The following is a 16,062-nucleotide window of genomic DNA, read 5'->3' on the forward strand; positions in this document are numbered from 1 at the left end:
GCGGCGATCTAATTATTAGTGTCGACACGCCGTGCGACGGCGTTTCCCTGCTCATCAAGTCATCATAGATCCGTACTGGAGACCATTTTCAAAACCGTACAGGTACTGTACCGGGGGCGCTCGCTAGAATGACTTTCACCGTTTTTTGGCGACACCGGAGCCCATCCCTCATGTCTTTCGTCACTCTCAGCGCGCTGCCCGCCGGCGTTCTGTTCGCGCTCGTCACCTCGATCACGCCCGGTCCGAACAACACGATGCTGCTCGCTTCGGGCGTCAATTTCGGCTTTCGCCGCACGCTGCCGCATCTGTCCGGCATCAGCGTCGGCGTGGTGCTGTTGATGTTGTCGGTCGGCGTCGGCCTCGGCGAAGCGTTCGTGCACTTTCCCGTGCTGTACACGGTGCTCGAAGTCGTCAGCGTCGCTTATCTGCTGTATCTGGCGTGGAAGATCGGCACGTCGGGCGAGCTGAAGCTCCGAAACGGCGAGCGGCGCCCGATGCGTTTTCATGAAGCGATCGCGTTTCAGTGGGTCAACCCGAAGGCGTGGATGATGGTGCTGACCGCCGCGACGACGATTCATCTGAGCAACAGCTTCGGCATGAACGCGATTGCAATGGCCGCGGTGTTCTATGTGATCGGCTTTCCGTGCATCTGCGTGTGGGCCGGTTTCGGCACCGCAATGCGCGAGGTCCTGTCGAACCCGAAGCGGCTGCGCATCTTCAACGTCGCGATGGCGCTGCTGCTCGTGGGGTCGCTGTATCCGATCGCGCTGAAGCTGTTCGGGCGCGGCGGCTGAGCGTCCGACGCGCCGCCGCGTCTACCACGCCCCCTGCCCGACTCGCTCGATGAAGCGCCACAACGCGTCGTCGGTCGAATACGGCGCGTTGAAGCGGAACCACGCGCTCGGCGCGTCGTCGGGACGGAAATAGGAGCCCGGCGCGAGCCAGATGCCGTGCGCGAGCGCGGCGGTCGCGACCTCGGCGGCGCGCTCCGCCTCGATCGGCAGGCGCGCCAGCATGAAGAGCCCCGCGCGCGGCCGGTGAAACACCTCGAGCCCGAGCGCGTCGAGCCGCTCTTCGAGCGCCACGTGCGCGAGCTTGAGCCGTTCGTTGACCGTCTCGACGTGGCGCGCGTAACGCCCTTCCACCAGCACCTTGTCGACGATCCGCTCGATCGTTTCCGACGACGTCAGCCCCACCGCCATCTTTGTTCGCGCGAGTTCGCGCAGCACCGCCTGCTCGGCCACCACATAGCCGCAGCGCAGCGACGGCGTCACCGTCTTCGAAAAGCCGCCGACGTGCAACACGCGCTGCAAGCCTTCCATCGCCGCCAGCAGCGGCGCGCCGGCCGGCGCGAGTTCGCGGCTCACGTCGTCCTCGATCACCCAGATGCGTTCGCGCTCGGCGATCTGCAGCAAGCGGAACGCGGCCGACATGCCGAAGGTCGCGCCGGTCGGATTCTGCAGCGTGGTGTTGACGAAGATGGCCTTCGGCTTGTGCCGCGCGACCAGCGTTTCGAGCACCTCCGTATCGACGCCGGCCGGCGTGCGCGGCACGCCATGCACGACTAGCCCGGCGAGCTTCAGGATCTGCAGCAGGTTGCAGTAACCGGGATCCTCGACGATCACCGCATCGCCCGCTCGCAGCAGCGTTCGCACGATCAGATCGAGTCCTTGCGTCGCGCCCTGCGTGAGCAGCACGTTCGCGACGTCGACCGGCAGCCCGCGTCGGTCGAGTTGTTCGGCAATGCGCTCGCGCAGCGGCGCAAAGCCGTACGGATGGCCGTAGTCGCCGAGACGCACGGCTGGCACCCGGCTCAGCGCGCGCAGCGAGTGCTGCAGGCCGCTCTCGTTGGTCCATTCGCTCGGCAGCCAGCCGCAGCCCGCCTTGATCGGCACCGAGTGATCGGCGAACACGTCGGACAGCAGCCACGTCGCGGTCAGGCTCGGCGGCGTCCAATCAGCGACGGCCGCGCGCGCGGACGGCGAGCGCGCCGCCACCCGATAGCCGGAGCCACGCCGCGCGACCACCAGCCCCATCGACACGAGCCGGTTGTACGCCTCGGTAACCGTGAAGGTGCTCAGCGCGTGGCTTTGCGCAAGCTGCCGCACCGACGGCAGCAATGCGCCGGCGCGCAGCGATTGCGCGTCGATCGCGCGCGCGAAGCCTTGCACAACCTGTTCGACGAGCGTCGGCGCCGCACGCCGGTCGCGTTGAAGGTCCAGTTCGATCATGTTTTGGGCGAAAAACCAGGGGCAAAAAGACCAACCGCGGACCGCCCGCCTACCGGGACAGTTCGCGCCAATCCGCCAGCACAGTTGGCACCACACTTCGTCAACTGTTTATGCCGCCATTAAACCGCGAGGACTACAGTTTGGCTACGCTCAAAGCCCCAACCGACCCCCACTTCGAGGAGATGCCATGACTTCGCGCCCCGTCATCGACGATCTGTCGTCCTTCTGGATGCCCTTCACCGCCAACCGCCAGTTCAAGGCCGCGCCGCGCCTGCTGGAATCGGCAAAGGGCATGTACTACCGGAGCACCGACGGACGCGAGATTCTCGACGGCTGCGCGGGACTGTGGTGCGTGAACGCCGGTCATAGCCGCGATGAAATCGTCGCCGCGATCACGCAGCAGCTGTCGACGCTCGACTTCGCGCCGACCTTCCAGATGGGCCACCCGCTCGCGTTCGAAGCGGCGACCAAGGTTGCCGAGCTGATGCCGGAAGGGCTCGACCGCATCTTCTTCACGAACTCGGGCTCCGAATCGGTCGACACCGCGCTGAAGATCGCGCTCGCCTACCATCGCGCGCGCGGCGAAGCTCAGCGCACGCGTCTGATCGGCCGCGAGCGCGGCTATCACGGCGTCGGCTTCGGCGGCATTTCGGTCGGTGGCATCGCGCCGAATCGCAAGACGTTTTCGGGCGCGCTGCTGCCGGCGGTCGATCATCTGCCGCACACGCACAACCTCGAACACAACGCGTTCTCGAAGGGCCAGCCGGCATGGGGCGCGCATCTGGCCGAGGAATTGGAGCGCATCGTCGCGCTGCACGACGCTTCGACGATCGCCGCGGTGATCGTCGAACCGGTGGCCGGCTCGACCGGCGTGCTGATTCCGCCGCAAGGCTATCTGCAGAAGCTGCGCGAGATCTGCACGAAGCACGGCATCCTGCTGATCTTCGACGAGGTGATCACCGGTTTTGGCCGTCTCGGCAAGGCGACCGCGAGCGAACACTTCGGCGTCACCCCGGACCTGATCACGATGGCGAAGGCGATCAACAACGCGTCGATTCCGATGGGCGCGGTCGCGGCGAGCCGGACGATCCATGACACGGTGGTCGGCAGCGGCGCGCCGGGCGCGATCGAGCTGTTCCACGGCTACACGTATTCGGCGCATCCGGCGGCGGCCGCGGCCGCGATCGCGACGCTCGATCTGTACCGCCGCGACCAGCTGTTCGAGCGCGCGGCGAGTCTCGCGCCGGCGTTCGAAACCGCCGCGCATGGGCTGCGCGGCGCAAAGCATGTGAAGGACGTGCGCAATCTCGGCCTCGTCGCGGGCATCGAGCTCGAATCGCGCGACGGCGCGCCGGGCGCGCGCGCCTACGAGGCTTTCGTCAAATGCTTCGAGGCGGGCGTGCTGATCCGCTTCACCGGCGACATCCTTGCGTTCTCGCCGCCGCTGATCATCGACGAAGAGCAGATTGCGCGGCTCTTCCGCACGGTTGGCGAAGTGCTGGCGACGGTGCAGTAAGAAGGCGGGCAAGCCCGCCAGCGGGCGACAACGAAAGAGCGGCGGCACGCGCATGCGTGCCGCCGCTCTTTTCCATTGCCGCCGCTTTGCGAGCCGCAAGGCTCAGTGATGCGCGCGCGACGCCCGCGTTTGCGCGGCCTTTTTCGCGGCAGCGGAGCGTCCAGCCGCGCCTTTGGTCGCCGCGGCCTTCTTGGCTGCGGCGGAGCGGCTCGCAGCAGGCCGCTTAGCTGCAGCCGACTTCGCCTGCTTCGACATCGCCGCCGACGACGCCCCAGCCTTGCTCTCACGCTTGAGCACGCTTTCCGACACACGCGAGCGTTTAGCACTGGACTCCTTGCTCGCGCTCTTCTTTGCAGCGCCCGCGTGCTTGCCCGCCGCACTATCCTTCTGCGCTTTCTTGCGGGTCGCCTCGCTCGTCGCGCCCTTCTTCGGCGGCTTTACGTCGACGCCGGCGCGCCGCGCCTCGGACAGCCCGATCGCGATCGCCTGCTTCGGCGAGCGCACGCCGTGCTTGCCGGCGCGGACCTTGTCCACCTGTTCCTTGATGAACTCTCCCGCTTGGGTACTCGCTGATTTGCCCGCGCGTTTATCGGCCGCGGCACGCTTCAAGGTTTTCTGCTCTGGCATGACGGTTCTCCGGTTGTGGGTGAGCCTTTATAGTTCAGCAACGAGCGTGCCGCAACGCCCGTCCGCGCCCTGGTCCGGCAGCGGTTACGGGCGGGACTCGCGTGCGTGGGCGGGACGGCGTATGGTTGTGGACATGGGACGGGAGTCAGCGCCGAGGCGCCAACTCAAATCGACCGCTTGCACGGAGACAGCCATGAAGATAGTTACGGTTCGCGCTGGCGCACATATCGAGGGCGTGCACTGGATCGCCGAGTACGTCGAAGACGTCCACGAAATTCGCGTGTTTCGCGAGGGGCAAGAGGTGGACGTGCACAACGCGCCGTCCACCCTGTTCGGCGATGAAGAGAACGCGGGATCGAAAAACACCGCCGATCATCGCGCGATGGAAGCGGCCGTGCTCGCTTACCTGAAGCGCTTCGTCATGGAGCACGACGCGGAAGAGTAGGTTTCACCGGCGGCAGAAGCCGCCGCGGACGCGCCTTCACCAGCACTCACGCGGCCAGCGCGCGGCAGTCACGACGGACCGCCGCGCGCCGCGTCCTCAATCCGCCGGCCGCATTTTCTTCACCTCGGCGTCCGATGGCTGCACGCTCGCGCCATCCACATAGCGGTACGACGTCATCACACCCTTGCCGTCCTTCACGCCGGTCACGCCGACATACGCGCCCATCGTCGACTGGTTGTCCTGCGCGCGGTACGTGATCGGACCGAACGGCGTCTGCACATTGAGCCCCTTGAACGCGGCGGCGAGTTTGTCCGGATCGGTCGACCCCGCCTTCTTGATGCCGTCCGCGATCGACATCAGCGCCGAGTAGCCGACCACCGAGCCCAACCGCGGATAGTCGTGATATTTGGCCCGATACGCGTCGACGAACTGCTTGTTCGCGGCCGTATCGATCGAATACCACGGGTAGCCGGTCACGATCCAGCCGGTCGGCGCCTCGGCGCCGAGCGGATCGAGGTAGTCGGGTTCGCCGGTCAGGAGCGACACCACCGAACGATCCTTGAAGAGCCCGCGCGTGTTGCCCTCGCGCACGAACTTGCCGAGGTCGGCGGCGAACAGCACGTTGAAGATCGCGTCAGGCTTCGCGTCGGCGATCGCCTGGGTCACCGCGCCCGCGTCGACGTTGCCAAGCGGCGTCGCCTGTTCGACGACGAATTGCACGTCCGGCTGCGCGGCCGTCAGCAGTTTCTTGAAGGTCGCCACCGCCGATTGCCCGTACTCGTAGTTCGGATACACGATCGCCCAGCGCTTCTTTTTCAGCTTGGCGGCCTCGGGCACCAGCATCGCCACCTGCATATAGGTCGAAGGACGCAGACGGTATGTGTATTTGTTGCCATCGGCCCAGACGATCTTGTCGGTCAGCGGTTCGGCGGCGAGGAAGAAGATTTTCTTCTGCTTCGCGAAGTCGGCGAGCGCAAGGCCCGTGTTCGACAGGAAGCCGCCGAACAGCAACTGCACCTCTTCACGCGCGATCAGTTCCTGCGCGACGCGGATCGTGTCGCCGGGGTTGCCGCCGTCGTCGCGCGAAATCACTTCGAGTTGCTTGCCGAGCACGCCGCCGGCCGCGTTCACCTGCTCGAGCGCGAGATTCCAGCCTTGCTTGTAAGGCCCGAGAAAGGCGGGCTGCGCCTTGTAGCTATTGATCTCGCCGATCTTGATGGTCTGCTGGGCGCTCGCGCCGAGCGCGGCGAACGAGCACACGGTCGACACCATGAGGCGAGAGATCCATCCTGCGCGCGTGGTCATGCGTTACTCCGTAATTAGAAGGAATGGTGGTTTTTTCAGACGTGCGAACGGGCGGGCAAGCGCGCCGGACCCGCGCACCTGCGGACGACGGCCGACGGCTCATTGCTCGCGCGGTTGCGCGCGGATTCTGGCCACGTTCGCGGCGACGTCCCGCCATGCCGGCTTGCCGTCCGCGAACTGCGCGCGCAGGTACGACACGAACCCGGCGACCTGGGCGTCGTTTAAAATTTCGCGGTAAGCCGGCATCGTACCGAGTTCGGGCCGCGCAGGCGAGCCGATGCCGTCGAGAATCACGCGAATCGGGTTGTCCGGCGCCGCGCCGTGCGGGTTCGTATGCAGCGCGAGCGCCGGATCTGCGCCGAAAAGCCGCGCGCTCGCCTATCATCGGCGCCATCGGCCTCTACTTTCGCCGGCATTACTGGATGAATTCACACGCTCAGATAAGCGCGCCTCACCGTTTCGTTCCGTGCGAGTTCGCCGATCGTGCCGCTGAAACGGATCTGCCCTTTTTCGAGCACATACGCGCGGTCGCTGACCAGTTCGGCGAAGTGCAGATTCTGTTCCGACAACAAAATGGATAGCCCTTCGCGCTTCAATTCGAGAATCATGTTCGCCATCTGCTCGACGATCAACGGCGCGACGCCTTCGGACGGTTCGTCGAGCAACACCAGATACGGATTGCCCATCAGCGTGCGCGACACGGTCAGCATCTGCTGCTCGCCGCCGCTCATCTGGCCGCCGGGGCGCTGCGGCATTTCGCCGAGATTCGGAAACAGGCGGAACAGCTTTTCCGGCGTCCATTGCGGCGCGCCTTCGCGCGGCGGCTGGCGCCCCGTGTCGAGGTTCTCCATCACCGACAGATCCGCGAACACGCGGCGGTCCTCGGGCACGAAGCCGACGCCCATGCGCGCGATCTTGTACGGCGCAAGCGCGCTGATGTTCTGGCCGCGAAACGTGACTTCGCCGTGGCGCCGCGGCAGCAGTCCCATCACCGCTTTCATCGTCGTCGATTTGCCGGCGCCGTTGCGGCCCATCAGCGCGATCACTTCGCCACGGCCGACTTCGAGGTCGACGTCGAACAGGATGTGCGCGCGTCCGTAAAACGCATTGAGGCCGGAGACTTTCAGCATCGGTTCGCTCATTGCTGCGCTCCCCGGCCGTTGCGCGCGTTGCCGTCCGCGTCCTGCAGCGCCGCGTGCGGCCGGAACATCTTGCCGGTGCCGAAATAGACTTCCTGCACGCGCGGGTCGTTGCGAATCGTATCGCCGTCGCCCTCGGCGATCAGCTTGCCGCGCGCGAGCACGATCATCCGGTCCGCGTACGCGAATACGACGTCCATGCTGTGCTCCGTAAACAGCACGCCGATCTTTCGTTCGGTCACCAGACGCCTGGTCAACGCCATCAATTCGTTGCGCTCCTTCGGCGCCATGCCGGCGGTCGGTTCGTCCATCAACAGCAGCTTCGGCCGGTTCGCGAGCGCGATCGCGAGTTCGACGCGCTTCACGTCGCCATACGCGAGCACCCCGCACGCGCGTTTCGCGTGCTCGCTCATGCCGACCTGTTCGAGCAACGCGGACGCTTCGCCGGCATGGTGCGCAGCCGCCGGTTTCCAGAGACCGAAGGTCTTTTTTTCGCGCGACACCAGCGCCATCTGCACGTTTTCGAGCACCGTCATCGAGTTGAAGGTCGCGGCGACCTGGAAAGTGCGGCCGACACCGCGCCGCCAGATATCGCGCGGCCGCATGCCGACGAGTTCATGACCGTCGAGCAGGATCGATCCCGACGACGGCTGCAACTGGCCGTTGACCATGTTGAAACAGGTCGATTTGCCCGCGCCGTTGGGGCCGAGCAGCGCCAGCAGTTGACCGGCTTCGAGCTCGAATGAAACGTCATCGACCGCCTTCAGTCCTCCGAATGACCGCGACAGACCGCTTACGCGCAGCAGGCTCATAGGCCCTCCTTGACCGCGGCGGTCCGTTGCGATGGCGACGCGGCGCCGCCGTTGGACTTATCGGTCTGATCGCCGTTCGCGTCGCCGAAACGCTCGCGAATGAAGCCGACGATTCCCTGTGGAAACGCGATCACCAGCAGCAGGATTGCGAGGCCGAGCAGCGCCTGCCAGTAGTCGGTCTGTCGCGCGACCGTGTCCTGCAGCCACGTGAACACGGCCGCGCCGACGATCGGCCCGCTCAAGGTCTGCAAGCCGCCGAGCAGCACCATCACGAGGCCATCGACCGAGCGGCTCACGCTGATCACTTCGGGCGAGATGTTGCCCTTCGAAAACGCGTACAGCGAGCCGGCGAGTCCGCAGAACAACGCCGCGATCACGAACGACGCCCACTGCACGCGCTTCACGTCGATGCCGATCGCCTCGGCGCGCAGCGCGGAATCGCGCGACGCACGCATCGCGTAGCCGAGCGGCGAGAACAGCATGCGGCGCAACAGCCACACGCCGAGCACCGCGCACGCTAACGTCAGGTAGTAGAACGCGACCGGCGACGACAGCCAACTCGGCGGCCATAGTCCGAGAATGCCGTTGCTGCCGCCCGTCACGTCGTCCCACTGGAACACGACCGACCAGACGATTTGCGCGAACGCGAGCGTCAGCATCGCCAGATAGACGCCGGACAGGCGCACGCAGAACCAGCCGAACACGAGCGCGCCGACCACCGCGAGCAGCGGCCCGAGCAGCAACGCCGCTTCCATCGGCAGATTCAGCACTTTGAGGAACAGCGCCGCGCCGTACGCACCGAGTCCGAAGTACGCTGCGTGGCCGAACGAATGCAGACCGCCCGGGCCCATGATGAAATGCAGGCTCGTCGCGAACAGCACCGCGATCAGGATTTCGACGAGCAGCACCGGCATATACGGAAACGCGTTGGCCGCGAGCGGCGCCAGGACGAGCACCAGCAACACGACGGCGGCGAGCCACTTCAGACGCTTGCCCGCGGGACGCAATGGCGCTTCCGGCGCACCCATCGCGCGCACCGCGGCACTCACGCGGCCCAGCAGACCCCAAGGCCGCACTACCAGCACGACCGCCATCACGACGAATTCGGCCACCAATGTAAAGCGGCTTAGCGACAAACCGATGCCGAAGAACGTCACATGGCCGATGCCGATGCACAGCGCCTTGATTTCGGCGATCAGCAACGCCGCGATGAACGCGCCCGGAATCGAACCCATGCCGCCGACCACGACGACCACGAACGCGTTGCCGATCGTCTCCAGGTCGAGCGACAGGTTCGCCGATATGCGCGGCCCTTGCAGCGCGCCGCCGAGCCCTGCGAGAAACGCGCCGACGAAAAACACGCCGGTAAACAGCCACGCCTGATTGATGCCGAGCGCGCCGAGCATCTCGCGATCCTGCGTCGCGGCGCGCACCAGCGTGCCCCAACGCGTGCGCGTCAACGCGTACCACAGCAGCAGCAATAGGATGGGGCCGATCACGATCAGTGCGATGTCGTAAGTGGGCAGCGGATGCCCGAGAAAGTCGACCGCGCCCGCGAGATGGGGCGCGCGGGGGCCGAACCGATCGTCGGGGCCCCAAAGCCAGAGCGCGGCGTCGCGAAAGATCAGCACGAGCGCAAAGGTGGCGAGCAAATGGAACAGCTCGGGCGCCTGATAGATCCGCCGCAGCACGACGATTTCGACGAGCGCGCCCAGCATCCCGACCGCGAGCGCGGCGGCCAGCACCGACAGCCAGAAGCCGCCCGCGGTATGGCCAAAGCGGCTCGCGATGCTGTACGCGACGTAGATGCCGAACATATAGAACGAGCCATGCGCAAAGTTGACGATGCGCGTCACGCCGAAGATCAACGACAAACCGGCGGCGACCAGAAACAGCGTCGACGCGTCGGCGAGTCCATTGACCAGTTGTACCAGCAGATTCGAAAGCATCGTGACCCTCGGCAGCGCGGGCGGCACCATGCGCGCCCGCGTCAAAGGCAGGACACTACCAGCGAAATCACCCGGGCAACAAGCCAAGGGCGTCCTTGTGGCCGCGCGGCACGTCGGTCGCGGTGCCGAGCGTGCTGATCTCTTTAGCCGACGGCAACGGAGCGGCGCCTCTCGCGACCGCCGCGCGCAGCGGCGCGCCGAGCTTCGGATGCGGGATCGCGACCGCACGTTCGAGCTCGCCCGCCTCGCCGACGATCGCCGCCCTTGCCGTAGCTTTGCGCTTCGCCGGGCGCGATGCCGATCGCTTCGACGCAGCGCTTGCCGAGCAGCGCGCCGGGTTCCTCGCGGGCTTCGATCAGCGCGTCGAGCTTCGCCCTCGTAGCGGCCCGCATACGCATTATCGATCACCGCAATCGCGACCGCACGGCACGCGGGCGGCTCGACGGTCTGCGTGCACGAACAGCTTGCGAAGCCTGATCGCCATCTCCGCTCTGCGAGGTTCGTTGCATTGCCGTTTACCGTGAGTTGGTGCGCACCGCTTCAGTTTCAGCGCAAGCCATCCTTGCCGACGACCGCCCCCTTCGCGAGGCCGCCCACCCGCGCATGCACGCGCTGCCCGTGCTCATCTCGAAGATGTAGACGATCTCCATATCGGGATGCAGATCAAACTGACGCATATCTTAAAAATTGTGTGCAACCAGTCGGTCTGGTTTAATCGTTGGTTCGTACAACCAATGAGAAAAAGACGATGGTTTGGATTTACAAGCATGAGAGCCACTTGTTGTATCACAACGACAAATTAATCACAGATAAGGGATATTCCGGCAAGGGAGAGCACAAGAATAAGCACAGTAGCCAGTATGTCCGTGACCAGGGACCAATTCCCGTTGGCCTGTATGAAATTACCGCACCATTTCCGCACCCTAAAACTGGACCGCATTCCATGCGGCTCAACCCCGTTGCGGGAACCAGCCTGGGCGGGCGCGACGGCTTCATGATCCACGGCGACAGCATGAAGGAACCCGGCAACGCGTCAAATGGATGTATCGTTCTGCACCTCCCATATCGCAAGCAGATCTGGAACAGTGGCGACAGAATGCTTAGGGTGGAACATTCATGAAACGCATTTTTGCAGTCCTGCTGCTATCCCTTCCCGCGCTGTGCCTGGCGCAAGCCAGACCGAACCCGCCATGCGACAGGTGGCCGACCAACATCGCCGAAAACAGCCTGAAAGACGCAGGCATGATTGGCAGCATCGACTATACGAAAACCCAAGCCGTGCAACTGGCGTCCGAGAAAATTGGAAAATCGGAGGATGGCGAACAGTTGTGGCGTGAGGTCTATCACATCACCTTCCACGAAAAAAACGGAAACAAGGTCAAGGTGATTACTGTGGACGACGCTGGCGAATTTGAATGCTCGATGAGTTCCGTAGAGGTCTTTGTCGTTTCGAAGCATTTGTTGCCGAGAGTCGAGAACGACCGAATGTTCAAGCAGATAGAGTGAGGCCCTTTGAATCCATGAAACACGCTTTTGCAGTCCTACTGCTATCTTTTCCCGCGCTATGCTTGGCGGAAACCGGCCCATACCCCCCATGCGGCGACCGATTTCCGGCCTATGTGGCCCAGATGGCGGTGAGAAAAACAGACATCCTCTCCTTGGATTTCGATGCTACGAAAACAAAAGCCGTGCGACTGGCGTCCGAGAAGATCGGCAAATACGAAGATGGCGAACAAAAGTGGCGCGGGGTCTATCAGATCACCTTTGAGGAGCGAAATGGAAATAAGATCAAGCTGGTTGCTGTGTATGAGATAGGCGAACTGGAGTGCACGATTAGCGACGAACAGTTTCTTATCGTTTCGAAACAGTTGCAGCGTGTCAGCGGGGACACTCGGTACAGGCAGATCGAGTGACTCGCGCCGGGTCAGACGCGGACCCGCTTCGCGTGGGTCTTTTTTACATTGAGCAAGGATTCGGCCTTGCGTCGTTATACTTAGCTCTGCCCGTCAATTTTAAAGATGGAGGTAGGCGTGGCCGCTCTTTCCATTTGGCACTGGCTGGTGTTCGTTCTTGTTGTCGTTATCGCGGAGATAATCCCGCTATGGCTGATCCTGAAGAAGGCGGGATATGCGGGAGCCTGGCCGCTGCTTACCTTCATTCCGGTGGTGAACGTCGTTCTGCTGTGGTTCATTGCACTGGCCCACTGGCCTGCATTGAACTCAAGACAGTCCTGACCTTTCGCGTCCGGTCTGAACGGACGAACTGAAATGGCCGCCCCCTACCGCAAGCGTTCCTACCGTGAGCACGCCTGCCGTCAGCTTCGACCTGATCCGGCGCGCCGCGGCGCTCGCGCATTGACGGGAGGTGATCAAGAAGACTGTATTGTGCCGGGTGTGCGTGCAGGTGCCGGCAAGCGTTGTAGCGACGATCGCCGCATAAAAAAACGCGCGACGGAAACATCCGTCGCGCGTTTGCTGATTGGCTCCGAAAACTACGAGCGCGCGGTCTTTACGACTTCGCCGCCGCGGCCGCCGCATCGTCCTCGCGGAACAGCTTGTCGGCCAGGTGGAACGCGGAGTTGGCCGCCGGCACACCGACATAAATCGCGGTCTGCAGCAGCACTTCCTTGATCTGTTCGCGCGTCACGCCGTTGTTCTTCGCGGCGCGCAGGTGCAGCGCGAGTTCTTCGCTGCGATTCAACGCAACCATCATCGCGATCGTCAGCAAGCTGCGCGTATGACGCGGCAGACCTTCACGCGTCCAGATCTCGCCCCACGCATAGCGCGTGATCAGGTTCTGGAACTCCTCGGTCAGCTCGGTGCGGTTCGCGAGCGAACGGTCGACGTGCGCGTTGCCCAGCACCGCGCGACGTACGCCCATTCCGGCTTCGTAACGGTCTTCATCGTTCATTTTGCCTCCGTCAGGAAGTCGAGCACGGTCTTCGTGAACTCGTCGACCTTCTCGATGTTGGAAATATGCGAAGCGTCGAGCTCGACGTAGCGTGCGCCCGGAATCGACTGTGCGAGTTCGCGGCCCTGCGCGGGCGTGGCGGCGAGGTCGTGCGTGCCGCTGATCACGAGCGTCGGCAGCTTGATGCCCGGCGTTTCGGGACGCAGGTCGGCCGCGTCGATCGCGTCGCAGTTCGATGCGTAGCCTTCCTTGTCGGTGTGCACGAACACGTCGCGGATCATCGCCAGCACGACCGGCTCGCGCTCGATGAAGTCTGCCGTGAACCAGCGCGGCAGCACCGCGTCGGCGAGTGCGAGCATGCCTTCCGAGCGTGCCTTCGCAGCGCGCGGCACCCAGACTTCCGGCGAGCCGATGCGCGCGGCCGTATTGCACAGCACGACGCGCTCGAAGCGGTCGCCGTGACGCGCCGCGAGCCCGATGCCGGTCAGGCCGCCCATCGAAATGCCGCAGAAATTCGCGCGCGCGATCTTCAGCGTATCCATCAGACCGAGCACGTCGCCGGTCAGTTGCTCGATCGTGTACGGCCCCTTCGGCGCTTCTGAATGGCCGTGACCGCGCGTATCGTAGCGCAGCACGCGGAAGTGCTTCGACAACGCCGCGACCTGCGGCGTCCACATGGACATATCGCAGCCGAGCGAATTCGACAGCACGAGCCACGGCGCGTGGCCGTGACGGTCGCCGTCGATGCGATAGTGAAGCTCGGTGCCGTTGACTGCGGCGTAGGGCATGCCGGTTACTCCTTGGAATGGGCGCGCTGCGCGCGCGTGGTGTGAAGCGCCAGCGCAGCGTCGACATATGCGTGCGCCTGGCCGACGTATTGAGCGGGATCGAGCAGCTGCTTCAAGCGCTCGATCGAAAGATGTTCGGTCACGGCCGCGTCGGCGGCAAGCACGTCGTACAGCGTCTTGCCGTCGCGGATCGCCGCCTTCGACGCGCGCTCCACCTGATGATGCGCGTCGAGCCGGCCGATCGCATCGCCGAGCGCGAGCATCACCGCTTCGCCGAGGATCAGGCCGTGTGTGACGTCGAGATTCTTCGCGAGTCGCGGCACGTTCACGTTCAGGCCGGACGCGATCTGTTCGATGTTCGCGAGCGCGCCGCCCGCGAGTCGTGCGAGATCCGGCAGCGCGTCCCATTCGGCTTGCCAGCCGCCGAGCGCGCGTTCATGCTCCTGCACCATACCGGCGAACACGGTTGCGACCAGGCCGGGCGCGCGCGTCGCGGCCGTCAGCACTGCCGCGCAACCGACCGGGTTGCGCTTGTGCGGCATCGTCGACGATCCGCCCTTGCCGGCCGCGGCCGGCTCGGCGAGTTCGTCGATTTCGGTTTGCATCTGCAGCGAGACATCGCGCGCGATCTTGCCGAGCGTGCCGATCAGCATGCCGAACAGCGACGCCGTCTCGGCGATGCGATCGCGCTGCGTATGCCACGGCAGGGTCGGCACCGCGAGCCCGAGTTCCCTGGCAAGCGACTGCGTGACCTGCGGCGCCGCCTCGCGCAGACTCGCGAGCGTGCCTGCCGCGCCGCCGAATTGCAGGACCAGCACGCGCTCGCGCAGCGCATCGAGCCTATCGCGATGTCGCAGCAGCGCGTCTAGCCATTGCGCGAACTTCAGACCCAGCGTGATCGGCAGCGCCTGTTGCAGCCATGTGCGGCCGGTCATCGGCGTCCCGCGATGGGTGGCCGCGAGTTTCGCGATCGCGTCGCAGGTGGCTTGCAGGCCGCTGTCGAGCAGGTCGAAGGTGTCGCGAAGTTGCAGCACCGTCGCGGTGTCGATGATGTCCTGGCTCGTCGCGCCCCAATGCACGTATTTGGCCGCTTCGGCGTCCGCGGCTTTGACGCGTGCGGTCAGTTGCTTGACGAGCGGAATCGCGAGGTTGCCGCCGAGCGCGGCGTCGCGTGCGAGCGCGTCGGCGTCGAGCTGGTCGGCCCGGCACGCTGCTTCGATCGCGGGAACGGCGGATTCGGGAATGACTTTGTGCGCGGCAGAGGCACGCGCGAGCGCGGCTTCGACGTCGAGCATTCGCTGCAGCGTGGCACGCGGCGCCCAGATGTCGTTCATCGGCTGTGTGCCGCAAAGAAGGCCAGTCAGACGGGCGCTGGAGTCGAGCATGGTGACGACGATGTTGAGGAAATCGGAAGTGAAGAAGCGGCGCGGCGCGCGGCGGTTCGAAGCAGACACCGCGGTGAACCAGCGCTCATAGCGCGTTCGTGCCGTACGTATGCCGCACTTTGTGCTGCGTATTGTGCGCCAAACGCGGGCAGGCTGTCGCTCAAGTTGCCAGGCCAGCGCTGACGAAGAATTTGCCTCGTCAACGCTGGCCCGTTCGTGCAATGCTGCCCTCAGACGAGGCGCCATCGATGCGGCCGCAAAACAGGCCGCCGCCGCGACGCCTCAGCCAGGCATCAGGCCGCGCGCGCGGCCTGCGTGCCGTCGGTCATCGGCACGCCGGTCAGCTTCAGCAGTTCGTCGAAGCCGATGTCCGTGAAAATCTCGCGCACGACGAGGCCTTCCTTCGTCACGTCGATCATCGCGAGGTCCGTATAGATACGGGTCACGCAGCCGATACCGGTGACCGGATACGAGCACTCGGCGGTGATCTTGCTTTCGCCTTGCTTGGTCAGGTGCTCCATCATCACGTAGACCTGCTTCGCGCCGATCGCGAGGTCCATCGCGCCGCCGACCGCCGGAATCGCGTCGGGCGCGCCGGTGTGCCAGTTCGCAAGGTCGCCCTTCGCCGACACCTGGAACGCGCCGAGCACACAGAAGTCCAGATGGCCGCCGCGCATCATCGCGAACGAATCCGCGTGATGGAAGTAGGCGCCGCCCGTGAGCAGCGTGACGTGCTGCTTGCCGGCGTTGATCAGTTCGTCGTCTTCTTCGCCCTTCGCCGGTGCCGGGCCCATGCCGAGCAGACCGTTTTCGCTGTGCAGGAAGATTTCCTTGTCGGCGGCGAGGTGGTTCGCCACCAGCGTCGGCACGCCGATGCCGAGGTTCACGTAAGCGCCTTCGGGGATGTCCTGGGCAACGCGCTTGGCCATTTCATCGCGGGTCAGTTTCTTCATGT

At 64.6% G+C, this 16,062-nt stretch carries 17 protein-coding genes and 2 pseudogenes; 7 read left to right on the plus strand and 12 right to left on the minus strand.

Annotated elements, in window-relative coordinates; translation table 11 throughout:
- Positions 1–170: 170 nt before the first annotated feature.
- Entirely contained in the window at positions 171–794 is a 624-nt protein-coding gene (locus ACLFKU_RS23105) for a LysE family translocator (RefSeq protein ID WP_410850601.1), read from the plus strand.
- Between the two features lie 21 nt (positions 795–815).
- On the opposite strand, the gene ACLFKU_RS23110 is transcribed toward ACLFKU_RS23105, so the two are convergent.
- Positions 816–2,231 carry a PLP-dependent aminotransferase family protein gene (locus ACLFKU_RS23110; protein WP_410850602.1) on the minus strand — a complete coding sequence of 472 codons (1,416 nt, stop codon included), beginning with the start codon at positions 2,229–2,231 and terminating at the stop codon, positions 816–818.
- 187 nt (positions 2,232–2,418) lie between these two features.
- On the opposite strand from ACLFKU_RS23110, the gene ACLFKU_RS23115 reads away from it, so the two are divergent.
- Positions 2,419–3,747, plus strand: coding sequence for an aspartate aminotransferase family protein (locus ACLFKU_RS23115; RefSeq protein ID WP_410850603.1), 1,329 nt, complete (start codon positions 2,419–2,421; stop codon positions 3,745–3,747).
- 102 nt (positions 3,748–3,849) lie between these two features.
- On the opposite strand, the gene ACLFKU_RS23120 is transcribed toward ACLFKU_RS23115, so the two are convergent.
- A complete protein-coding gene (locus ACLFKU_RS23120) occupies positions 3,850–4,374 on the minus strand; it encodes a DUF6496 domain-containing protein (protein WP_368585151.1) in 525 nt (174 codons plus the stop codon).
- Between the two features lie 193 nt (positions 4,375–4,567).
- On the opposite strand from ACLFKU_RS23120, the gene ACLFKU_RS23125 reads away from it, so the two are divergent.
- Entirely contained in the window at positions 4,568–4,819 is a 252-nt protein-coding gene (locus tag ACLFKU_RS23125) for a hypothetical protein (RefSeq protein ID WP_176125892.1), read from the plus strand.
- A 96-nt stretch (positions 4,820–4,915) separates the two neighbouring features.
- On the opposite strand, the gene ACLFKU_RS23130 is transcribed toward ACLFKU_RS23125, so the two are convergent.
- From ACLFKU_RS23130 to ACLFKU_RS23155, 6 genes and pseudogenes are all read right to left on the minus strand, one after another.
- Complete coding sequence (locus ACLFKU_RS23130) at positions 4,916–6,124, minus strand: ABC transporter substrate-binding protein (protein WP_410850604.1); 1,209 nt, start codon at positions 6,122–6,124, stop codon at positions 4,916–4,918.
- Positions 6,125–6,223: 99 nt separating this feature from the next.
- Positions 6,224–6,493, minus strand: a pseudogene (locus ACLFKU_RS23135) (c-type cytochrome); the annotation flags it as partial.
- A gap of 59 nt (positions 6,494–6,552) precedes the next feature.
- The gene (locus ACLFKU_RS23140; RefSeq protein WP_410850605.1) at positions 6,553–7,266 is read right to left on the minus strand and encodes an ABC transporter ATP-binding protein; all 714 of its coding nucleotides are present in this window, start codon (positions 7,264–7,266) and stop codon (positions 6,553–6,555) included.
- Positions 7,263–8,075, minus strand: a complete 813-nt coding sequence (locus ACLFKU_RS23145) for an ABC transporter ATP-binding protein (protein WP_410850606.1) — start codon at positions 8,073–8,075, stop codon at positions 7,263–7,265. Before ACLFKU_RS23145 ends, ACLFKU_RS23140 begins: the two co-directional genes overlap by 4 nt.
- Positions 8,072–10,024: an ABC transporter permease gene (locus tag ACLFKU_RS23150; protein WP_410850607.1), complete on the minus strand. Its 1,953-nt coding sequence runs from the start codon at positions 10,022–10,024 to the stop codon at positions 8,072–8,074. Before ACLFKU_RS23150 ends, ACLFKU_RS23145 begins: the two co-directional genes overlap by 4 nt.
- Positions 10,025–10,112: 88 nt before the next feature.
- A pseudogene (locus tag ACLFKU_RS23155) lies at positions 10,113–10,508 on the minus strand (amino acid synthesis family protein); the annotation flags it as partial.
- Between the two features lie 264 nt (positions 10,509–10,772).
- Here ACLFKU_RS23155 and ACLFKU_RS23160 point away from each other — a divergent pair.
- The 4 genes from ACLFKU_RS23160 to ACLFKU_RS23175 all read left to right on the plus strand — a co-directional run bounded on the left by ACLFKU_RS23160 (position 10,773) and on the right by ACLFKU_RS23175 (position 12,258).
- A complete protein-coding gene (locus tag ACLFKU_RS23160; protein ID WP_176106670.1) occupies positions 10,773–11,144 on the plus strand; it encodes a tlde1 domain-containing protein in 372 nt (123 codons plus the stop codon).
- The gene (locus ACLFKU_RS23165) at positions 11,141–11,530 is read left to right on the plus strand and encodes a hypothetical protein (protein ID WP_410850608.1); all 390 of its coding nucleotides are present in this window, start codon (positions 11,141–11,143) and stop codon (positions 11,528–11,530) included. Before ACLFKU_RS23160 ends, ACLFKU_RS23165 begins: the two co-directional genes overlap by 4 nt.
- 14 nt (positions 11,531–11,544) lie before the next feature.
- On the plus strand, positions 11,545–11,937 hold the full coding sequence (locus tag ACLFKU_RS23170) for a hypothetical protein (RefSeq protein WP_410850609.1): 393 nt from the start codon (positions 11,545–11,547) through the stop codon (positions 11,935–11,937).
- A gap of 117 nt (positions 11,938–12,054) precedes the next feature.
- A complete protein-coding gene (locus ACLFKU_RS23175) occupies positions 12,055–12,258 on the plus strand; it encodes a hypothetical protein (RefSeq protein ID WP_410850610.1) in 204 nt (67 codons plus the stop codon).
- 274 nt (positions 12,259–12,532) lie between these two features.
- Here the strand turns inward: ACLFKU_RS23175 and pcaC are convergent, their stop codons facing one another.
- From pcaC to ACLFKU_RS23195, 4 genes are all read right to left on the minus strand, one after another.
- Positions 12,533–12,934: a 4-carboxymuconolactone decarboxylase gene (gene pcaC / locus ACLFKU_RS23180; RefSeq protein ID WP_013092338.1), complete on the minus strand. Its 402-nt coding sequence runs from the start codon at positions 12,932–12,934 to the stop codon at positions 12,533–12,535.
- Positions 12,931–13,722 (minus strand): 3-oxoadipate enol-lactonase, encoded by a 792-nt coding sequence (pcaD, locus tag ACLFKU_RS23185; RefSeq protein ID WP_013092339.1) that lies wholly within the window; start codon positions 13,720–13,722, stop codon positions 12,931–12,933. The genes pcaC and pcaD overlap by 4 nt, the downstream gene beginning before the upstream one ends.
- 5 nt (positions 13,723–13,727) lie before the next feature.
- On the minus strand, positions 13,728–15,107 hold the full coding sequence (locus ACLFKU_RS23190; protein ID WP_410850678.1) for a 3-carboxy-cis,cis-muconate cycloisomerase: 1,380 nt from the start codon (positions 15,105–15,107) through the stop codon (positions 13,728–13,730).
- A 293-nt stretch (positions 15,108–15,400) separates the two neighbouring features.
- Entirely contained in the window at positions 15,401–16,060 is a 660-nt protein-coding gene (locus ACLFKU_RS23195; protein WP_062131414.1) for a 3-oxoacid CoA-transferase subunit B, read from the minus strand.
- Positions 16,061–16,062: the final 2 nt, after the last annotated feature.

Source organism: Paraburkholderia sp. EG304, from assembly GCF_046543485.1.
GTDB lineage: Bacteria > Pseudomonadota > Gammaproteobacteria > Burkholderiales > Burkholderiaceae > Paraburkholderia > Paraburkholderia youngii.

Excerpts from the sequence above, each read along its gene's own strand:
- ACLFKU_RS23145 (WP_410850606.1), bottom strand. The coding sequence starts at position 8,075 with ATGAGCCTGCTGCGCGTAAGCGGTCTGTCGCGGTCATTCGGAGGACTG.
- ACLFKU_RS23140 (WP_410850605.1), bottom strand. The coding sequence starts at position 7,266 with ATGAGCGAACCGATGCTGAAAGTCTCCGGCCTCAATGCGTTTTACGGA.
- pcaC (WP_013092338.1), bottom strand. The coding sequence starts at position 12,934 with ATGAACGATGAAGACCGTTACGAAGCCGGAATGGGCGTACGTCGCGCG.
- ACLFKU_RS23130 (WP_410850604.1), bottom strand. The coding sequence starts at position 6,124 with ATGACCACGCGCGCAGGATGGATCTCTCGCCTCATGGTGTCGACCGTG.
- ACLFKU_RS23195 (WP_062131414.1), bottom strand. The coding sequence starts at position 16,060 with ATGAAGAAACTGACCCGCGATGAAATGGCCAAGCGCGTTGCCCAGGAC.
- ACLFKU_RS23160 (WP_176106670.1), top strand. The coding sequence starts at position 10,773 with ATGGTTTGGATTTACAAGCATGAGAGCCACTTGTTGTATCACAACGAC.
- ACLFKU_RS23165 (WP_410850608.1), top strand. The coding sequence starts at position 11,141 with ATGAAACGCATTTTTGCAGTCCTGCTGCTATCCCTTCCCGCGCTGTGC.
- ACLFKU_RS23105 (WP_410850601.1), top strand. The coding sequence starts at position 171 with ATGTCTTTCGTCACTCTCAGCGCGCTGCCCGCCGGCGTTCTGTTCGCG.
- ACLFKU_RS23125 (WP_176125892.1), top strand. The coding sequence starts at position 4,568 with ATGAAGATAGTTACGGTTCGCGCTGGCGCACATATCGAGGGCGTGCAC.
- ACLFKU_RS23150 (WP_410850607.1), bottom strand. The coding sequence starts at position 10,024 with ATGCTTTCGAATCTGCTGGTACAACTGGTCAATGGACTCGCCGACGCG.
- ACLFKU_RS23170 (WP_410850609.1), top strand. The coding sequence starts at position 11,545 with ATGAAACACGCTTTTGCAGTCCTACTGCTATCTTTTCCCGCGCTATGC.
- ACLFKU_RS23190 (WP_410850678.1), bottom strand. The coding sequence starts at position 15,107 with ATGCTCGACTCCAGCGCCCGTCTGACTGGCCTTCTTTGCGGCACACAG.
- ACLFKU_RS23115 (WP_410850603.1), top strand. The coding sequence starts at position 2,419 with ATGACTTCGCGCCCCGTCATCGACGATCTGTCGTCCTTCTGGATGCCC.
- ACLFKU_RS23120 (WP_368585151.1), bottom strand. The coding sequence starts at position 4,374 with ATGCCAGAGCAGAAAACCTTGAAGCGTGCCGCGGCCGATAAACGCGCG.
- pcaD (WP_013092339.1), bottom strand. The coding sequence starts at position 13,722 with ATGCCCTACGCCGCAGTCAACGGCACCGAGCTTCACTATCGCATCGAC.
- ACLFKU_RS23110 (WP_410850602.1), bottom strand. The coding sequence starts at position 2,231 with ATGATCGAACTGGACCTTCAACGCGACCGGCGTGCGGCGCCGACGCTC.